Raw genomic sequence first — 17,679 nt, 5'->3', positions numbered from 1 at the left:
CGTGATCGGCAATCCGCTCGCGGTAGTGGTTCAGGGCGGACGGTTGAAGTCGGCGACATTAAGCACGCTGACGGCGGCGAAATAATGAAGCGCTGGGCCCGCGCGAAAAGAAAGGCGACGTTTGAAGTTCATTCAAACGCCGCTTTTTCGTGGGCGCTTCACGTCGGCGTGGAGAAACAGCCGCCGCGCAATTCACCGACGCGCTAGCGTGCGAAACGGCGCCGCCAATCCGTGACGCAGACGAGCGGTTCATCGAGTAACGCATCGCGCCATGTCATTGCGACGCGCCTCCATGACCGTCACCGTTGTCACCACGGGCCGCCGCCGTACGCGCCGCGTCTTCTTCCTGCAACTTGCGCCACAGAATCTTGCCGCTACCGGATTTCGGCAACGACGTCACGAATTCGACGATACGCGGCGCTTTGTACGGCGCCATCTGCTCATGCGACCAGTCGATGATTTCCTGCTCGGTGAGCGTGCCCGCGTGCGCTTCGTCGGGGACCACCAACGCCTTGACCGTCTCGCCGCGTTTCTCGTCTTTCACGCCGATCACGCACACCTCGTGAATCGCCGGATGCCGGTACATCAGCGCCTCCACTTCCGCCGGCCACACCTTGTAGCCGGACGCGTTGATCATCCGCTTCAGGCGGTCGGTCATGAAGAAGTAACCGTCTTCGTCGATATGACCCAGGTCGCCGGTGCGCAGAAAGCGCTTGCCGTCGAGTTCGACGAACGCTTCGTCGGTGGCCTTCGGATTGCGCCAATAGCCTTGCATGACCTGCGGCGCATTCACGACGATCTCGCCGGTTTCGCCTTGCGGCAATTCCTGCAGCGAAGCCGGATCGATCACGCGCGAATCCACGTCGAACACGGGAATACCGAGGCATTGCGCTTTTGGACGATGCGGCGGATTGATGTGCGTGCCCGCAATCGTTTCGGTCATGCCGTAGCCTTCGACGTAATCGAGCCCGGTCAGCGCCTTGAGTTTCCTCGCGATCGCGTCGGGCATGGCCGCGCCGCCGCCGCGCGCGCCGCTCAGGCTCGACAGATCGTAGTCCCCGAGTTTCGGGTTCGACAGAAAGTCGACCATCATCGTGGAGATCGATTGCCACGCAGTCACGCGATAGCGCTGCATGCATTGTGCGGCGGCTTCGCGATCCCAGCGCGGCATCAGCACGATGGTGGCGCCGGAATAAATCGCGGCGTTCATGCCGCCCTGCATGCCGGTCACATGGAACAGCGGCAACACGGACAGATACACCCCATCCGACGGCGACGCGAACCACACGCAGCCGCCCAGCAGCGTGCTCATCACGCTGCGATGCGTATGCATGCAGCCCTTCGGTTTGCCTGTCGTGCCGGACGTGTACGGCATCACGCACAGATCGTCGGCGCGGCTCGTGAGCGGCCCGGGCGTCAGGCGTCGATCGAGTACGTCCTGCCAGGCTGTGACGCCGAGCGTGGTGAACGTCTTGCGCGGCGCCGCGACGAATTCCGGCACGGCAATCGGCGACGGCCGCTTCAGATAATCGCTATACGTCGCGACGATAGCGTGCTCGATGCCCTGCCCCGGCCCGTTGCCGATCAACGGCTCGACATTCGGAAACAGACACTGCGGCGCGATGAGGGTGGTCGCGCCGCTGTCCTCGACGTAATGCGCCAGCTCGGCGCTCAGGTTCATCGGGTTGACCGGCACCACGACGGCATTCGCCCGCAGAATGCCGTAATACGCGACGATCCATTGCGGACTGTTCTGCATATACAGCAACACGCGATCGCCCGCCTCGACATGGCACTCGTGCTGCAGAAAACCCGCGACCCGTTCGGCCTCGTCCTTGAACTCGGCGAACGTGATCGGGGTGTCGTAGAAAATGATGAACGGCTTGTCGGGAAAGCGCGCCGCCGATACCTCGGCGTTATAGAACAGATTGGTTTCCGGCAGCGTCAGATGCAACGGCACTTGCGGCGGCCAATGCGGATGATGAAGCTGATTCATGACCTCTCCTGGCGAACCCGCGTTCAAACGACGATAGACCCACCATCCACCGCGAAATACTGGCCGGTGATATGACGCGACGCTTCACTCGCGAGGAACACAATCGGGCCCTTGAGATCTTCGTCGCCACCCAGACGCTGCAACGGCGTGCGCGAGACGATGGTGTCCTCGAGTTGATCGAGCAATCCCGCCGACATCTTCGACGGGAAAAATCCCGGGCAGATCGCGTTGACGTTGATGTTGTACTTGCCCCATTCCGCCGCGAGCGCTCGCGTGAAATTGATCGCCGCGGCCTTCGACGTGTTGTACGCAATCGTATTCATGCCCGGCGGCGACCCCTTCAATCCCGCCACCGAAGCGATATTGACGACCTTGCCCGCGCGCCGCGGAATCATGCTGCGTTTGCCGACTTCGCGCGCGAGGAAAAACGGCGCGTTGACGTTCAGGTTCATCACCTTGTGCCACGCTTCGTCGGGATAGTCTTCGGCGGGTGCGCCCCACGTGGCGCCCGCGTTGTTCACCAGAATATCGATGCGGCCATGCACCCCTAGTACTTCATCGACCAGCCCCGGAATGCCCTCGAAACGCTGCAGATCGTTGACCACCGTTTTTACTTCGATACCGCGGCTTTGCAGATGGGTTTTCGCTTCCGCCAACTCATCCGTCTTGCGCGCGGTGATGGCCACACGGCAGCCCATTTCGCCGAGCGCTTCGGCCATTTGCAAACCGAGTCCACGCGAACCGCCGGTGATCAGTGCAACCTTGCCGTCCAGTTGAAACAGGTCTTTCACAGACATGCGGTGCTCCTCCATTTGTTCTGCAATGCAGATTTGAATTCCAGTTTTTTTCGACCATCATACGTGCCGGAATTCGGCCTGTAAATAAAAGCACGCCCATTCACTTTTGTTATAGACTGGCATGCGATCTTTGATCGGCGGAGGATCGGGACTTACCCGAATACCGCGCTTTTCCATCGCGCTGTGCGGATGGTTTAAGGTGTGTTTTTCGCACGCCATGTCTAGCTGTTCTGCATAGCGGCTTATCTTCGAACGGGTCTTCTTTCATGCAAGAAGCGCTTATCATCAACTCGCGAGATCTGGCGTTCCAGCTGTTCGAGGTGCTCGAGGCCGAGACGCTCACACGTCGCGCGCGGCACGCGGACCACAGCCGCGAAACCTTCAACGCGGCGCTCGACACCGCGCACGCGGTCGCCGCCGAAAAGTTCGCCACCCACAACCGGCTGTCCGACGAACACGAACCGCAATTCGACGGTGAGCGGGTCAGCGTGCCGAACGAAGTGAAAGAGGCGCTGGACGCATTGCGCGCCACCGGTTTTCTCGCCGCGGGTAAAGACTACGAATGGGGCGGCATGCAATTGCCCTCGGTGATTTCATTTGCCTGCCTGTCGCTTTTCAAGAGCGCCAACATCGCCACCGCGTCTTACGCAATGCTGACCACGGCGAATGCGAATGTCATCGAGCGTTTCGGTAGCGCGGTGCAGCAACGCAAGTACCTGCAGGCGCTCTTCGAAGGCCGCGCGTTCGGCACCATGGCGCTCACCGAACCGCAAGCCGGCTCAAGCCTGTCCGATCTCGTCACCAGCGCCACGCTCAACGCGGACGGCACCTATTCGATTCGCGGCAACAAAATTTTCATATCGGGCGGCGACCACGAGTTGAGCGAGAACATCGTGCATCTCGTGCTCGCGCGCATTCCCGGCGGGCCGCCGGGCGTCAAGGGCATTTCGCTCTTCACGGTGCCGAAGTACCACGTCAATGAAGACGGCAGCCGCGGCGCGCGCAACGACGTCGCGCTGGCCGGGCTGATTCACAAGATGGGCTGGCGTGGCACGACCTCGACCCTGCTGTCGTTTGGCGAGCGTGGCGCGTGCATCGGCGAACTGGTGGGCGAACCGCATCACGGTCTCGCTTATATGTTCCACATGATGAACGAGGCGCGTATCGGCGTCGGACTCGGCGCGGTGATGCTCGGCTATCGCGGCTATCTGGCGTCGCTCGACTATGCGCGCGAGCGGCCGCAAGGACGTCGCCCGGACAACAAGAATCCGCTCGATCCGCAACTGCCCCTGATCGAGCATGCGGACGTGCGCCGCATGCTGCTGGCGCAGAAAGCCTATGTGGAAGGCGCGTATGCGCTGTGTCTGTATGCGGCGCGTCTGGTCGACGAACAGAACACCGGCGAGAGCGAAAGCGCACGCGCCGAAGCGGGCCTGCTGCTCGATCTGCTGACACCGGTGGTGAAATCCTGGCCGTCGCAATGGTGTCTCGAAGCGAATAGCCTCGCGATCCAGATTCACGGCGGCTACGGTTATACGCGGGAATATCCGGTCGAGCAGTTCTATCGCGACAACCGTCTGAACATGATTCACGAGGGCACGCACGGCATTCAGGCCATCGATCTGCTGGGCCGCAAAGTGGTGATGAAACAGGGCGCCGCGCTCAAGCAACTGGAACGCGAGATTCAAAGCACACTGAAGGCCGCGCACGCTCACGCGCCGCTGCAAGCCCATGCGGACGCATTGGGCGAAGCATGGCGCGAATTGACTGGCACAGTGGAAGCCTTACTGCCCACGCTCGCTCACGAAAGCGAACGCGCGCTCGCCAATGCGAATGCTTTTCTCGAAGCATTCGGCCATATCGTGATGGCGTGGACGTGGTTGCGGCAGGCGGTCGTTGCGAGTGCCGCGCTGCCGAAGGCGAACAACACGGCGGACATGGACTTCTATCGCGGCAAGCTGCATGCGTGCCAATGGTTCTTCCGTTGGGAATTGCCGCGTGTCTCGCTGATGCTCACCACGTTGCGCGGTCTGGACGACACCACGCTCAGCATGGCGCCGCAGTGGTTCTGATGCAGATGTGCCCCGACAAGCTGCCGCTCAATGCGACAGCGCCGTTTCCAGTTGCGTCACGACATCGATCAGGCGCGGCCGCACTTCTTCGAGCAGAAACTCTTTGGAGAGCTTGAACGACGGGCCGCCCACATTGATCGCCATGATGGGCAGCTCGCCGCCCGGCTGGAATGCGCGCGCGATGCCGTTCACGTCTTTCTGCCAGTCGCCGAACGACGTCGTCACGCCGAGCGTGCTGTAATCGTCGAGCGCTTTTTCAATGCCACGGCGGGTTTTAGGCCACGCGACATGATCGAGTTCGCGCACCTGCTCCATGAAGCTCAAACGATCGTGCTCGGGAATCGCCGCCAGCCAGGCACGCCCGATCGCGGAGGTGGCGACCGGAATGCGCGAGCCGACTTCGAGCGTCAATGTGAGCGCGACCGAGCCCCGGCAGTTCTCCACGTAGATCATTGAGAGCCTATCGCGCGTGCCCAGCGACACCGTCGCGCCGGAGATGTCGGCCAGCTCCTGCATGACCGGCCGCGCGATCTTGCGCACGTCGAGACGCGCCAGCATCGCGCTGCCCAATGCCAGCGAAGCCGTACCGAGCCGGTATTTACCGCTCTCTTTCAGATGGATCAGATAACCGAGCAACGTGAGCGTATGGGTCAGCCGCGAGACGGTGGACTTCGGCAGCCGGCAACGCAACGCGAGCTCCTGATTGCTCAGCGACTTGTCGCCTGAACGAAAACACGCGAGCACTTCGAGTCCGCGCGCGAGCGCCGTGACGAAGTGCCGATCGTCCTTATGCGCTTCGTGCGCGGTGCGGCTGGCGAGCGGCGCCTGAGCGCCGACGGAGGCCGCCGACGCGCGCGCAGGATCGGCGGCATCGTGACTGTCGGCAGGACGCTCGGCCGGGCTGTGATGGGTTTTGCTCAAAACGGAACGCGCTCCCGCGAAACGGCTGTATTTGAAGGACAAACCGCGCCCAGGGATCGTCGGCGATCCGGGTCGCGGAATTATAGTCTGAAACTTTGAGCGCTCTGAACGGTTGCCCTGGCACGTCGGAAGCAGCGCGGCGGGCGCATTGAAACACGCCACACCGAGGCCAGTTTTTCCAGCATGAGCGCGTTGGCTGGAGTATTGTTTAAGCGCGCCGGGAGCGCCGCGGCATCACTCTTCTACAAGACAGGGTGCTCCTCGTGGGCGGAAACGTGCTCGCAAGCGCGAGGTTTTTTGCATGCAACGAAGCGACATCAACTTTTCGAGGATGGAGAAAACGTGAAAACAGTCAATCTTTTGAAGGCGCTCGGCATTGCATTGTGTGTGGCGACCGCGTCCAGCGCCTACGCCCAGGCAAGCGATGCGATGGCGTCCGGCGATATGGGCATGGCGGCGCCGAGTGCAAAATCCATGAAGAAGACGGACCGCACGCTGGGCCTGCAAGTGCGCAAGGCACTGGCCAAAGCCCAGGGCTTCGACATCTCGAACGTGTTCGTGCGGGCTCGCGGCGGTGCGGTGACGTTGACTGGATCGGTGCCTGACGGCGCGCAGATTCCGCAAGCGGAAGAAGTCGCCAAGGGGGTGGCGGGCGTGAAGTCGGTGAACAACAAACTCACCATTGGCACGCAAGGCGGCGGCGGCGGTTAAACGCCGGGGCGCTAGCCGAGGTACTAACGTCGAACGAGGCCGACGAGGTAGCGGCACACCTCGTCGCCCGCATTGAAGAATTCGCACTCGGCCGGCGCGCCGAGTTGCAGGCAGTCCCCCGCTTCGAGCCGGTAAATCTGGCGGCCCTCCCGAAACGTCAACACGCCCTGCGTGACCCAGATCTGCTGATGCTGAAACACAAACGCATCCGACGGATACGGGACTTTCACGCCCACGGGCAATTCGATCTCCAGCAACTCGAGCACGCCGCCGGTGGGCGGCGATATGCGCCGCCGGATATAACCCGTTTCCGGATCTTGCCAGACCGGTTGCAGCGCGCGGCGTGCGAGCCGCTCGCCGGTCTGCTCGGCAAGCGCGAGCAAGGTCGACAAGGTCAAACCGAACGCGCCCGACAACCGCCCGAGCACCGTTGCGGTGGGACTCGCCTCGCCGCGCTCGATCTTGCTGATCATCGCCTTCGAGACGCCGGAGCGCTCCGCCAGTTCGCTCAACGACCAGTTACGCGCCTCGCGCTCGGTCTTCACGCGCGACGAGATCGCTTGGGTCAGATCGACGGCAACGGATTCGGACATGGCAGCGAAGAGTTCGACAAAGTGAGCACCGGCGGATTATAGCGACGTGTTTTGCAGCATTCAGGCGTGGGCGTGAAGCGCCATATGGGCCACTCGCATTGCCACGCATCGGGCTCAATTAAAGCCCGGAATGATTGTCTTGCATAGTGATTTTTCGTCCACTATATTAAACGAAGCATTGCACCCGCCCGCATTCCCGTCCCCCGAACCGGAAGACACCATGCCGAAGGAAATCGTACTCAACGCATTCGACATGAACTGCGTCGGACACATCCAGCAAGGCCTGTGGACGCATCCGCGCGATCAGTCCACCCGCTATCTCGACCTGCAATACTGGACCGACTATGCCCGCACGCTGGAAGCCGGCCTGTTCGACGGCATCTTTTTCGCCGACGTGGCGGGCGTCTACGACGTCTACGGCGGCAATCCCGAGGCGGCCATTCGCGGCGCGGTGCAAGTGCCGGTCAACGATCCGACGCTGCTGATCCCGGCCATGGCAGCGGTCACGCAGCATCTGTCGTTCGGCGTCACGTCGAATCTCTCGGTCGAGCAGCCCTATCTGTTCGCGCGCCGCATGTCGACGCTCGATCATCTGACGCGCGGCCGGGTCGGCTGGAACATCGTCACCGGCTATCTGGACAGCGCTTCGCGCGCCATCGGCCTGACCGGCCAGATGGCGCACGACGACCGCTACGACCTCGCCGACGAATATATGGAACTGGTCTACAAACTGTGGGAATGCAGCTGGGAAGACGACGCCGTGCTGCGCGACCGCGAGCAACGCCTGTATGCGGACGCGTCGAAAGTGCATGTGATCCATCATCACGGCAAGCAGTACCGGGTGGACGCGATGCATCTCTGCGAACCCTCGCCGCAGCGCACGCCCGTGCTGTATCAGGCGGGCTCCTCCACGCGCGGCAAGCAGTTCGCCGCGGCGCACGCGGAATGCGTGTTCGTCAACGGCCAGGCGAAGCCCGCGGTGAAGGCGATCGTCGACGACATCCGCGCGCATGCCGTGGCCGCCGGCCGCCGCGCGGACGATATCAAGGTGCTGCTCGGGCAAACCATCATCACGGGTCGCACGGACCGCGACGCGCAGGACAAGTACGCGGACTATCGGCTTTACGTCAGTTCGGAAGCCGCACTCGTGCATGCGGCGGCGTCGCTCGGCATCGACTTCGCGCGCTACGACCTCGACGAACCGATCGAGACCGGCAAGAGCCAGGCGATCGTCTCGAACGTTGAAGCGATGACGCGCGCCGCCGGGCCGCAATGGACCAAACGCAAGCTGCTCGAACAGATGGTGCTGGGCAGCCGCCAGGCGCCGCTGGTCGGCTCGGCCGAACGGATCGCCGACGAACTGATCGCGTGGACCGAGGAAACCGGCGTGGACGGCTTCAATCTATCGCGCACGGTCGCGCCGGAATGCTTCGAGGATTTCATCGAACTGGTCGTGCCGATATTGCAGGAACGGGGGGCGTATAAGCGCGCGTATCGCAACGGCACGTTGCGTGAGAAGCTGTTCGGTCACGCGCGTTTGCCCGCCACGCACACAGCGGCGCGCTTTCGCTCGCCGGCCTGCGCGGTGGCGCAGCCGGTCTCCGAGGGAGGCGCTCATGCTTGACAAGCTCGGTTTCCGCGACGCCATGGCCGGACTCGGCACGGCCGTCAACATCGTCACCAGCGACGGCGCGGCGGGTCGCGCCGGCTGCACCGCGTCGGCGGTGTGCGGCGTGACGGACGAGCCGCCCACGCTGCTGGTCTGCATCAATCGCAGCAGCCGTAACAACGCGGCGTTTCGTGCCAACGGCAAACTTTGCGTCAACGTGCTGAGCGCCGAACAGCAGACGCTCGCGGCGCATTTCGCCAGCAGCGCGTTGCCGGTCGAGGCACGCTTCGCCGCCGCGCAATGGAATACGCTCGCGACCGGCGCGCCGGTGCTGAATGGCGCGCTCGCGTCGCTGGACTGCGAGATCGAATCGGTGACGGAGATCGGTACGCACACCGTATTCTTTTGCGCGGTGAAGGCCGCGCGGACGCAAGACGCCGGCGATGCGCTGATCTATTACGGCCGCCGTTACCATCGGGTCGGCGCGCGCTCGGTTCATGCAGCGCATGCCGCTGAATGTTGAATACGGCTCCGGCGGCATGAACGAAGCCCCGCGAAAGCGCCACGACACAGCGCTCAGAATCATGCCACCCGGCCCTCGATCCGCATGAAAAACGCACCGGCAAGCCCGTCCCCGCCGCTCGCCGCGATGGCGGGCAAAACACGTTCGCTTGTCATCCTCCTGCTCTGCCAGGTCGGCGCGATGAGCGTGTGGTTTTCGTCGTCGGCCGTCGTGGCGATCGTCAAACAGGCGCAAGGGCTCTCCGCGCTGCAAGCCACCTTGTTGACCAGCGCGGTGCAGGCCGGCTTCGTCGCGGGCACGGTGACGAGCGCGCTGCTGTCGCTCGCCGACCGCTTCGATCCGCGACGACTCTTCATGGCCAGCGCGTTGACGGCGGGCGGGGTCACGGCGTCGCTCGCGTTCATCGCGCCGGCGAGTCCGCTCGCGATTCTGCTGCGCTTTGTCACGGGCATCTGCATGGCGGGTGTTTATCCGGTCGGCATGCGGCTCGCCGCCACCTGGGCGAAAGGCGATCTCGGCCTGCTGATCGGGCTGCTGGTCGGCGCCCTTACCTTCGGTTCGGCGAGCCCACACCTGCTAGCGGCGCTCGGCGGCTCGAACTGGCGCGCGATTTACGGCATCTCGGCGGGCTGTGCATTGCTGGCCGGCGTCGCGATTCTGTTGTGCGGCGTCGGGCCGGGCATGGCGCGCGCGGTGCGCATCGACTGGACCGCGCTCGCCGCCGCGTGGCGCAATCCCGCGCTGCGGCTCGCGAATCTCGGCTATCTCGGCCACATGTGGGAGCTTTATGCAATGTGGGCCTGGCTCGCCGTGTTCCTGCAGGCGAGCTTCGCGGCGGCCGGCCTGCAACAGCCGCGCGTGGCCGCCGAATGGCTGACCTTCGGCGCGGTCGCGGCCGGCGCGCTCGGCGCATGGCTCGGTGGCGTGCTGGCGGATCGCCTCGGCCGCACCACGCTGACAATTGGCGCCATGGCGATCAGCGGCGCCTGCGCGGCGCTGATGGGCTGGCTGCCCGGCGCGCCGGTGTGGCTGATCGCAGCGGTCGCGCTTTGCTGGGGAGTCTCGGTGATCGCCGATTCGGCGCAATTTTCGGCGAGTATCGCGGAACTGGCGGAGCCGGCGTCGATCGGCACGCTGCTCACCGCGCAAACCTGCGCGGGGTTTCTGCTGACGCTAGTCAGCATCCATCTGGTGCCGGACGTGGTCGCGCTCGCCGGTTGGCGCGGTGCGTTCAGCATGCTGGCGATCGGTCCGCTGCTCGGCTGTGTCGCGATGCTGCGTCTGCGGGGCTTGCCTGACGCGCGGCGGCTCGCGGGCGGGCGGCGTTGAGCGGGAAGCGGGAAGTCGAGCCGGCAGTCGAGTCAGACGCGGCGCCAGGTTGAGCACCCAACAATCCGCAATAGGCTGAAGAAAAGTTAGCGATCCTAGCTTCCCCGCGCAGGCGCCTTTTCCGTCGAATTCCCCCTAAAATCCGCGCTGATCGGTATCAATCTTCATACCAGCGCCGACGTCACGGTTCATATTTCTCCATGACCAACTCGCGATCAGCCGATAAAATGCGCCCTTGCATGAAAGACGGCGGTCCGGCCTGACCGCTCAAACCCTTTCGCAGTCCTTTCACCCCACCCTATTCGTCGCATGAAAAGCAGCATCATGAGCCTGGCGGTCAACCGCCGCCACCGTCTTGCTGCGCTCGCGGTTTCCGGATTGATTCTGGGCACGGTGCTCGCGGTGCTGCCGGTCGCGCGTCTGCCGGCCACGACGATCGCACCGTTCCTGCCACTCTTCACGATGGCCGTCATCGCGACGGAAGGCCTCACCGCCTATCTGCTGTGGACGCAGTTCATGATTACGCGGGCAGCCTTTCTGGCTGCGCTGGCCGGCGCCTATCTGTACACGGCCTTCACCGTCGCCGTGCAGTTGCTGGCGTTTCCGGGCGTGTTCTCGGCCACCGGCCTGCTCGGCGCGAGTCCGCAAAGCGCGGTCTGGATCTGGGCGTTCTGGCACGGCGGTTCGCCGCTGCTGGTGGTGGTTGCGCTGGGGGTACGGCGGCGTTTTCCGACACCGCTGGTCGCACCGGGCGCGGCCGCTCGGGCGGGCGGCCTGCTCTTCGGCGGACCGCTACTACTGTCGATGCTGGCCTGCTACGTCGCGATCCGCCACGCGGACGCGCTGCCCGCTCTGGTCAGCGAAACATCGAAACATTGTATACGCGGCTACCGCATAGTCCGTCCGGGATCGGCATCGCGCTCGTCAGCGCGGCGGCGCTGCTTTGCCTCGTCGCCACGACACGCCTGCGCACCATGCTCGACCTGTGGCTCGGCGTCGCGATGCTGGCCGGTCTCGGCGATATCGTCATCACGCTGGCGGCGAATTCGCGCTTCAGCATCGGCTGGTATGTCGCGCGGGTCGCGTCGGTGCTGGCGTCGAGCACCGTGCTCGGCGTGCTGATCTGGGAAATCAGCCACCTGTACCGCGAATTGCACACCGCCAACGCGCGGCTGAGCGAATTCGCCGCGCGCGACGGCCTCACCGGTCTGTACAACCGCCGCTATTTCGACGAGCGTTATCCCGAAGCGCTCGCGCGCGCCCAGGCGTCCGCGTACCCGCTTTCGCTGATGATGGTGGACATCGACCACTTCAAACGCTTCAACGACACCCTGGGCCACCTGCGCGGCGACGACACGCTGACCGCCGTGGCCACCGTATTGCAATCGAGCTTGCGACGCAGCGGCGATTTCATCGCGCGTTTCGGCGGGGAGGAGTTCGTCGTGGTGCTGCCGGATTGCGGCGCGCAGATGGCGAGCCAACTGGCGGAACGATTGCGTGTGGCGGTGGTGCAGCGAGGCGTGGCGGCGCCGTTTACGCCGGCCGGCCGGGTGACGGTGTCGGTGGGTATCGCCACCACGCTGAACAGCGAGTTGGCAGCGCCGGACGTCCTGCTCGCCCAGGCCGACGCGGCGCTTTATCGTGCGAAGGAAGCCGGACGCAATCGCGTCGCGGCTTGAGGACTCGATCAACCCACCCAGTGTCCCGGGACCCATTGCCAGTGATTGCCTTCCCAGCGGTAGTGGCCCTTCACCCAGTGATAGCCGGGCGCGGGCGCGGCCGGGACCACTTCGACGAGCGGCGCGGGCTGTGCCGGCCGGGCCGGTTCCACGACGCAAGCGGACAAGACAGCGGCACAAAGACCCGCCATCGAAACAACGCGTACCGACGATCTGATTTTCATTTTTTCCTCTCCTGAGTGTTTTTTAGGTGAACCGGTTTTCTGCTACCTGCTTCGACTTCCTGCTTCTGCTTTTCCTAGGCCCGCACCACCCCCGTCAGCGGCCGCGCGGCTGAACCGAACAACGCGCTGGCCGTGCGCTGCGGATCGAGCCCGAGACTTTCACTGGCGCCGCCGGCAATCACCGCATCCAGCGACGTGGTCGGTTTCAGGTCGCGCGCTTCGTACAGCGCATGCGGCGCGAGGCCGGGCCAATCCGCGATCACCCGTCCACCGGCAACCGAGCCGCCCAGCACCATCGCCACCGACCCCGTGCCGTGGTCCGTGCCGCCCGTGCCGTTAGCGGCGGCGGTCCGTCCGAACTCCGTCGCCACCAGCACCGTGGTTTTGCTCCACAACGGCCCCATGCCGTCGCGCAACGACGCAAGCATCGTGTCGAGCGCTTTCAACTGATTGGCGAGTCGCGGATTCTGCGCACTGTGCGTGTCCCAGCCGCCGGTTTCTATCATCGCGATACGCGGGCCGTCGTCGCGCGACAGAAAGCCTGCCGCGAGCTTGCCGAGGCTGGCCGGGTCCTGGCGCGCGCCGGCGTCGCCCGCGAGACCGCGCGCCGCCATTGCCGAATCCCACAGCGGACGCAACTGCGCGTCCTGGTCATACAGTTGTGCGACGCGCGTGAGCAGATCGTCGGGCGCCTGCGGCAGCGCGGACGGCGCGTACGACGTCACCTGCGCCGCGCCGCGCAACGCCATCGGCACGGTCGGCGCGAAGGCGATCGCGTTTTCGCGCGTGGCGGGCAACTGGGCGACGAGCCGGTTCAGCCAGCCGTCCTTCATCTGATACGGCGCGGTGCCGCCGGTCTCCAGCACATTCTGGCCGTCGAAATGCGAGCGGTCGCGATAGGGCGACGCCACCGCATGCACGAACAGCGCCTGGCGGTTCGCATACATCGACGCGGTTTGCGCGAGCGCCGGATGCAACGCGAAAGTGCCGTCGAGCTTTGCTGCGTTCGATGTATCGATCGCCAGCGCGCCGCGCAGGCTCGCATAAGCCGGGTCGGCGTACGGCACGACGATGTTCAACCCATCGGCCGCGCCGCGCTGGATCACGAAGACGAAACGGCGATCGGTGGCGACACTCGCGAACACGATCTGCGGCGACACGAGAATCGCGCCGGCGCCTGCGGCGGCGACGCTCAGAAATTTGCGGCGTGACAACATGGCATTCATCTCCGTTGAAAATCCGGCGACACCAGCAACAGCGCGATCGCCGTCGAGGCACTCTCGGCGCGCGACACCGCCGTCGCGGTCGGCTCGCTGAGCGAACCGGCCGTCAAGGTCTGACCGAGGGACCGGGCGTCGAGCCGGTCGCCCACTCGCGCCGCGAAACGCTGCGCCATTTCGACCCGGCGCACCAGCGCATCGGGCGCGGCCCAGCTTGCGGCGATGTCGTCGTAACCGGCGGGTGAACCGGGCCGCCACACCGGCTGGCCGAGCTGCGTGAGAATCGGCGCGGTTTGCAGTTTGCCGAGGTCCTGCCAGCCGAGCCCACGCATCGACGAAATGGTCCATTCCCAAGGCGTCTTGAACTTCACGGCGGTGGGCGACCACGCTTCATGACTGTCGATGAGCGCGCGGTACACCGTCGGCAGATCGCCGCCGCTGCGCTCGAACGCGCTCGCGAGCCGTTCGCTTACGCCGGGCGGCGGATTGTCGGCCACGAAGTGCCGCGCCAGCTTGCCGCCGATATGCTGCGCCGTGGCCGGTGCGGCGCCGAGGTCGTGCAGGATCGCGAGCGCCTGCTCTTCGCCGGGCTGGTCGTAACGACGACCCATGATGGTCCGCGAACCCGGCTCGTGCAGCGCGGCGCGAAACACGAACGTGCCGGGGGCTGCGTCGGGCTGCGCGCCGAAGCGGCGCGCGTTGCCAGCGCCTTTGCCGTTGCCGGCGGCGAGACTCCAGCCGGTCAGCGCGCGAGCGAACTCGGTGACGTCGTCCTGGCTGTAACCGCTGCGCACGCCGAGCGTGTGCAGTTCCATGATTTCGCGCGCAAGATTTTCATTCAGCCCGCGTTTGCGCTCCGGATTGCGTTGCTCGGCGCGCAGCGCGGCCATGCTGTCCGGTCCGACCGAACGGGTCTGATCGAGAAACAGTTGCATGGCCGGATGACGTTCGACCGCCACCAGCATGTCCTCGAAACGGCCGAGCACGTGCGGGCGAATCGCTTCGGCTTCGAACGAACCGGCCAGCGCGGCGACGCCGGGCTTTTCGGTGGAGACGGCAAAGTGATTGGCCCAGAAATGCACCAGCCGTTCGACGAACGGCGTTTGCGTGGTCAACGCACTTTCCACCCGCGCATTCACCGACGAGCGGTACAGGTCGAGTATTTCGCCGCGAATCGCTTTCCGTTCGGCTTGCCTAGCGGTTTGAGCGGCGTCTTGCGGCGGATTGGCCGCGTCGGTTTGCGCCGTCGATTGCGCCGTTGTTCGCGCATTCTGCCGCGGGTTGGCTTGCGCGCCGGGTTGCGGCGCAAATCGCGCGTTCGCCTGATTGTCCGCCTGACTCCCCGCCGCGTCGGCGGCCGCATTCTGACGGTTCGGCTGATTGAGTTCCATGCGCTGTTGCAGCAACTCGGTGGACAACGCCACCGAGTTCGGCTGGCTCGCCCACGCGGCAGGCCGTGGCTGGTACTGCTCCAGTTGCGCGAGCAACCAGCCCTTCGGGTCGGCGGGCGGCGTGTCGTCGGCCCGCGCGCCCAGGCCGAAGCGATTCAGTGCAATCGCGGCGGCATTCAGGTTCGGTGAGTTGGCCATACCATCCTCTTCGGCGTTCGATAGGGATTAAACGGCCCGCGCGCCAAAATCCGTCGCATACGACTGCTTTTTAATTCGCCGACGACCCACTCGAATTCGGCTTCGGCAAGTTCTGCGAGTCGGTCTGGTTCGCCTGATCGGCCGGCTTCTTCGCCTTCGGCGCCGGCGCGGTTTCGCGCCATTGACCGCGCAACTTCAGGCTATCGGCGAACTCGACGCGCTCCTCGGGCGACAGCGTCGCCGCGAAATCCGCCACACTGCCTTCCACGTTCGCGCGCAGATTGCTGTCGGCGGCGCGGGTGCGGGCGAGCGCCGCGTCGAGCGCCGCGCGATCGAGCTGCGGCGCGGCCAGCAGGCGCAACACTTCACGGCGCCCTTCCTTGCCCTCGCGAGCATAGTCGCGCCCCTCGCGGCGCGCCTGCTTCAAACCGTCGATAAAGGCCTTCTGCCGCTCGGCGGACAACGGCGCGGCGGCGAAGCGCAACGCGCGCTGCTGCGCCGACACGTCCGCCGTCGCGCGGTGCGCCGCGAGCCACTGATAAGCACCGCCCGCGATCGCCCCCAACAGAAACACATTGACCACCAGCGACGCCGCCAGCACGAATTTCAATGACCGGCCGTTCATTCGCCGCTCCAATCGGCGGAGGTCCCACCGAAGCTCGAAGTTAAATAAGAAGACTCGTGCACCGGCGGCACCGATTCGGTCAGCACGAAGAACGACACGGCGAACGCGCCGGCCGCGCCGCCCAGCAGACCGACGCCCGCCACCGCCGCGCCCGACCACCACCAGCGCCGCGGCGCGGCCGGCCGGCGCACTGGCGCGCTGCGGATCACCCGCTCGCGCAACGCCGCGCCCGGCGGCTCGACTTTATCTGCGGCGAGCCACGCGTCGAGGCTGGCGGCCTCGGTGAGCAACGCGTCGGCTTCGGCGCGATGCAGCGTGGCCCACGCCTGCGCCGCCGCGCGCTCCGCTTGCGGCCAGCGACGCGCATCGGCGCCATAGGCTTCGACGATCTGATGAAATCTTTCGGGCGTCATGATGTGTCCTTGCTAAGGCCGCTGCCGGCCAGTTGAGCGCGCAGATTGCGACGCGCGCGTGCCAGCAGGCTTTCCAACGCATCGACGGTGATGCCCATCAGGGCGGCAGCGTCGATGTTCGACATGTCCTGGTAGTAGTTGAGCACCAGCGCCTCGCGTTGCCGCGCCGGCAGCGCGGCGAGCGCGGTGCGCACCCGCTCGTCCTGGGCGCGCGCTTCCAGTTGCGCGTCCGGCAGCGCGGCGGGGTCGGCCTCGTCCGGTAGCTCGTCGTAAGGCTCTTCGCGCCGGCCGCGCAAACGGTCGTAGCAGAGATTGAGTGCGACGCGATGAACCCAGGTGTCGAATTTCGCCTCGCCTTCGCGCCAGCGCGACGCCTGCTTCCAGATCCGCACGAACACCTCCTGGGCCACGTCTTCCGCCTCCATGCGGTCGCCCAGCATGCGCGTGGCGAGCGCGAGCAGGCGCGGCAATTTGCGCGCGACGAGCGAACGCACGGCGGCCGGTTCTTGCCGGCCGACCTGTTCAAGCAGTTCCGCGTCGGGATCGCGTTCGCTCAAGGCGTGACGCTCCCCATTGCAAGCCGGATGCGTCGCGCGGATCGCTCAGGCCGCAGCGGCCCGGGCCGTCTTGGCCCGGGTCGCGCCGGCCACGCGGATCGCGTCGTCGGACGAAGGTCGTTCACTTGCCGCCACTCCTTCTGATGCTGCTCACGTTGGCTTCACCGTCTCACCTCGGGTTGGACACGCGGCGGTTTGCAGGCCGCGCGTGGATGGCGCATCGCGGGGCGTCAGCGGTTCACTCGCGCTGCCCGCCTGCGATTGCGACGCCCCGCTCAATATACGACGACCGCCGGCCGATAAACCGCCGGCCGATAAACCGCCGGCCGCGCCGGGTAGACCACACAGCCGGCGAGCATCGTCGCCAGCAGAATTATTACGAGCGTTTTCATGGCAACTTGCCTGGTTCATTCCTGCACAGTGTTCAAACGCGCCGAAGCGCTCACGCGGTGAGTTGCCGCGACGCGCCCGGTTCATGCCCAATGGCCTTCGACCCAGCGCCAGTTCGGGCCGCGTTGCACCCAATGACCCGGCACCCAGCGATAGCCGACGCGCACCGGCTGCCAATGGCCCCGCACCCACACGTAGCGGCCATGGTCCCAACGCCAGCGGCCCTGATCCCACACATAGCCGTTGCGCGGCGCGGGCATCACTTCGACGCGCGGCGGCGGGGGCGCCATCGGCGCGACGATCACGGCTTGCGCGAAGGCCGGCGCGGCCGTCAGCGTGGCGGCGCAGGTCAACGTGGCGAGAATCACGGAGGTCAGCAGGCGGACCGGTCGGGTCGATGTCATGTTGGTTTCTCCCTAAGAGGCGAAGCC

17 protein-coding genes and 1 pseudogene are annotated in these 17,679 nt (G+C 65.2%); 7 read left to right on the top strand and 11 right to left on the bottom strand.

Annotation, left to right across the window (positions count from 1 at the left end):
• Window positions 1-274: 274 nt before the first annotated feature.
• Window positions 275-1,996 carry a long-chain fatty acid--CoA ligase gene (locus B0G83_RS19280; protein ID WP_105509002.1) on the bottom strand — a complete coding sequence of 574 codons (1,722 nt, stop codon included), beginning with the start codon at window positions 1,994-1,996 and terminating at the stop codon, window positions 275-277.
• Between the two features lie 23 nt (window positions 1,997-2,019).
• Window positions 2,020-2,793 carry an SDR family oxidoreductase gene (locus B0G83_RS19275; protein ID WP_105509235.1) on the bottom strand — a complete coding sequence of 258 codons (774 nt, stop codon included), beginning with the start codon at window positions 2,791-2,793 and terminating at the stop codon, window positions 2,020-2,022.
• 266 nt (window positions 2,794-3,059) lie between these two features.
• Here B0G83_RS19275 and B0G83_RS19270 point away from each other — a divergent pair, with 266 nt between their 5' ends.
• Window positions 3,060-4,865, top strand: coding sequence for an acyl-CoA dehydrogenase (locus tag B0G83_RS19270; RefSeq protein WP_105509001.1), 1,806 nt, complete (start codon window positions 3,060-3,062; stop codon window positions 4,863-4,865).
• A gap of 27 nt (window positions 4,866-4,892) precedes the next feature.
• Here the strand turns inward: B0G83_RS19270 and B0G83_RS19265 are convergent, their stop codons facing one another.
• On the bottom strand, window positions 4,893-5,786 hold the full coding sequence (locus B0G83_RS19265; protein ID WP_105509234.1) for an IclR family transcriptional regulator: 894 nt from the start codon (window positions 5,784-5,786) through the stop codon (window positions 4,893-4,895).
• A 342-nt stretch (window positions 5,787-6,128) separates the two neighbouring features.
• Between B0G83_RS19265 and B0G83_RS19260 the strand changes: the two genes are divergently transcribed.
• Window positions 6,129-6,497, top strand: a complete 369-nt coding sequence (locus tag B0G83_RS19260; RefSeq protein WP_105509000.1) for a BON domain-containing protein — start codon at window positions 6,129-6,131, stop codon at window positions 6,495-6,497.
• 23 nt (window positions 6,498-6,520) lie between these two features.
• Here the strand turns inward: B0G83_RS19260 and B0G83_RS19255 are convergent, their stop codons facing one another.
• On the bottom strand, window positions 6,521-7,090 hold the full coding sequence (locus tag B0G83_RS19255) for an XRE family transcriptional regulator (protein WP_105508999.1): 570 nt from the start codon (window positions 7,088-7,090) through the stop codon (window positions 6,521-6,523).
• Window positions 7,091-7,310: 220 nt separating this feature from the next.
• Here B0G83_RS19255 and B0G83_RS19250 point away from each other — a divergent pair, with 220 nt between their 5' ends.
• From B0G83_RS19250 to B0G83_RS19230, 5 genes and pseudogenes are all read left to right on the top strand, one after another.
• Complete coding sequence (locus tag B0G83_RS19250; RefSeq protein WP_105508998.1) at window positions 7,311-8,714, top strand: LLM class flavin-dependent oxidoreductase; 1,404 nt, start codon at window positions 7,311-7,313, stop codon at window positions 8,712-8,714.
• Window positions 8,707-9,222, top strand: a complete 516-nt coding sequence (locus B0G83_RS19245) for a flavin reductase (RefSeq protein ID WP_105508997.1) — start codon at window positions 8,707-8,709, stop codon at window positions 9,220-9,222. Before B0G83_RS19250 ends, B0G83_RS19245 begins: the two co-directional genes overlap by 8 nt.
• An 84-nt stretch (window positions 9,223-9,306) precedes the next feature.
• Entirely contained in the window at window positions 9,307-10,551 is a 1,245-nt protein-coding gene (locus tag B0G83_RS19240; protein WP_105508996.1) for a nitrate/nitrite transporter, read from the top strand.
• A gap of 309 nt (window positions 10,552-10,860) precedes the next feature.
• Window positions 10,861-11,403 (top strand): annotated as a pseudogene (locus B0G83_RS39180) (MASE4 domain-containing protein); the annotation flags it as partial.
• Window positions 11,404-11,426: 23 nt separating this feature from the next.
• The gene (locus B0G83_RS19230; protein WP_181156959.1) at window positions 11,427-12,230 is read left to right on the top strand and encodes a sensor domain-containing diguanylate cyclase; all 804 of its coding nucleotides are present in this window, start codon (window positions 11,427-11,429) and stop codon (window positions 12,228-12,230) included.
• Between the two features lie 8 nt (window positions 12,231-12,238).
• On the opposite strand, the gene B0G83_RS19225 is transcribed toward B0G83_RS19230, so the two are convergent.
• The 7 genes from B0G83_RS19225 to B0G83_RS19195 form a co-directional block, all read right to left on the bottom strand.
• A complete protein-coding gene (locus B0G83_RS19225; protein ID WP_105508994.1) occupies window positions 12,239-12,454 on the bottom strand; it encodes a YXWGXW repeat-containing protein in 216 nt (71 codons plus the stop codon).
• 74 nt (window positions 12,455-12,528) lie between these two features.
• Entirely contained in the window at window positions 12,529-13,671 is a 1,143-nt protein-coding gene (locus B0G83_RS19220) for a DUF1501 domain-containing protein (protein WP_105509233.1), read from the bottom strand.
• Window positions 13,672-13,676: 5 nt separating this feature from the next.
• Window positions 13,677-15,263 carry a DUF1800 family protein gene (locus B0G83_RS19215; RefSeq protein ID WP_105508993.1) on the bottom strand — a complete coding sequence of 529 codons (1,587 nt, stop codon included), beginning with the start codon at window positions 15,261-15,263 and terminating at the stop codon, window positions 13,677-13,679.
• A gap of 70 nt (window positions 15,264-15,333) precedes the next feature.
• A complete protein-coding gene (locus tag B0G83_RS19210) occupies window positions 15,334-15,888 on the bottom strand; it encodes a periplasmic heavy metal sensor (protein ID WP_105508992.1) in 555 nt (184 codons plus the stop codon).
• Window positions 15,885-16,301 (bottom strand): hypothetical protein, encoded by a 417-nt coding sequence (locus B0G83_RS19205; protein WP_105508991.1) that lies wholly within the window; start codon window positions 16,299-16,301, stop codon window positions 15,885-15,887. The genes B0G83_RS19210 and B0G83_RS19205 overlap by 4 nt, the downstream gene beginning before the upstream one ends.
• Window positions 16,298-16,900, bottom strand: coding sequence for an RNA polymerase sigma factor (locus B0G83_RS19200; RefSeq protein WP_258168014.1), 603 nt, complete (start codon window positions 16,898-16,900; stop codon window positions 16,298-16,300). Before B0G83_RS19200 ends, B0G83_RS19205 begins: the two co-directional genes overlap by 4 nt.
• 431 nt (window positions 16,901-17,331) lie before the next feature.
• Entirely contained in the window at window positions 17,332-17,652 is a 321-nt protein-coding gene (locus B0G83_RS19195; protein WP_105508989.1) for a YXWGXW repeat-containing protein, read from the bottom strand.
• Window positions 17,653-17,679 lie beyond the last annotated feature (27 nt).

The organism is Paraburkholderia sp. BL21I4N1, assembly GCF_002973525.1.
Classification (GTDB): Bacteria; Pseudomonadota; Gammaproteobacteria; order Burkholderiales; family Burkholderiaceae; genus Paraburkholderia.
This window is presented reverse-complemented; position numbering and strand designations above follow the sequence as displayed.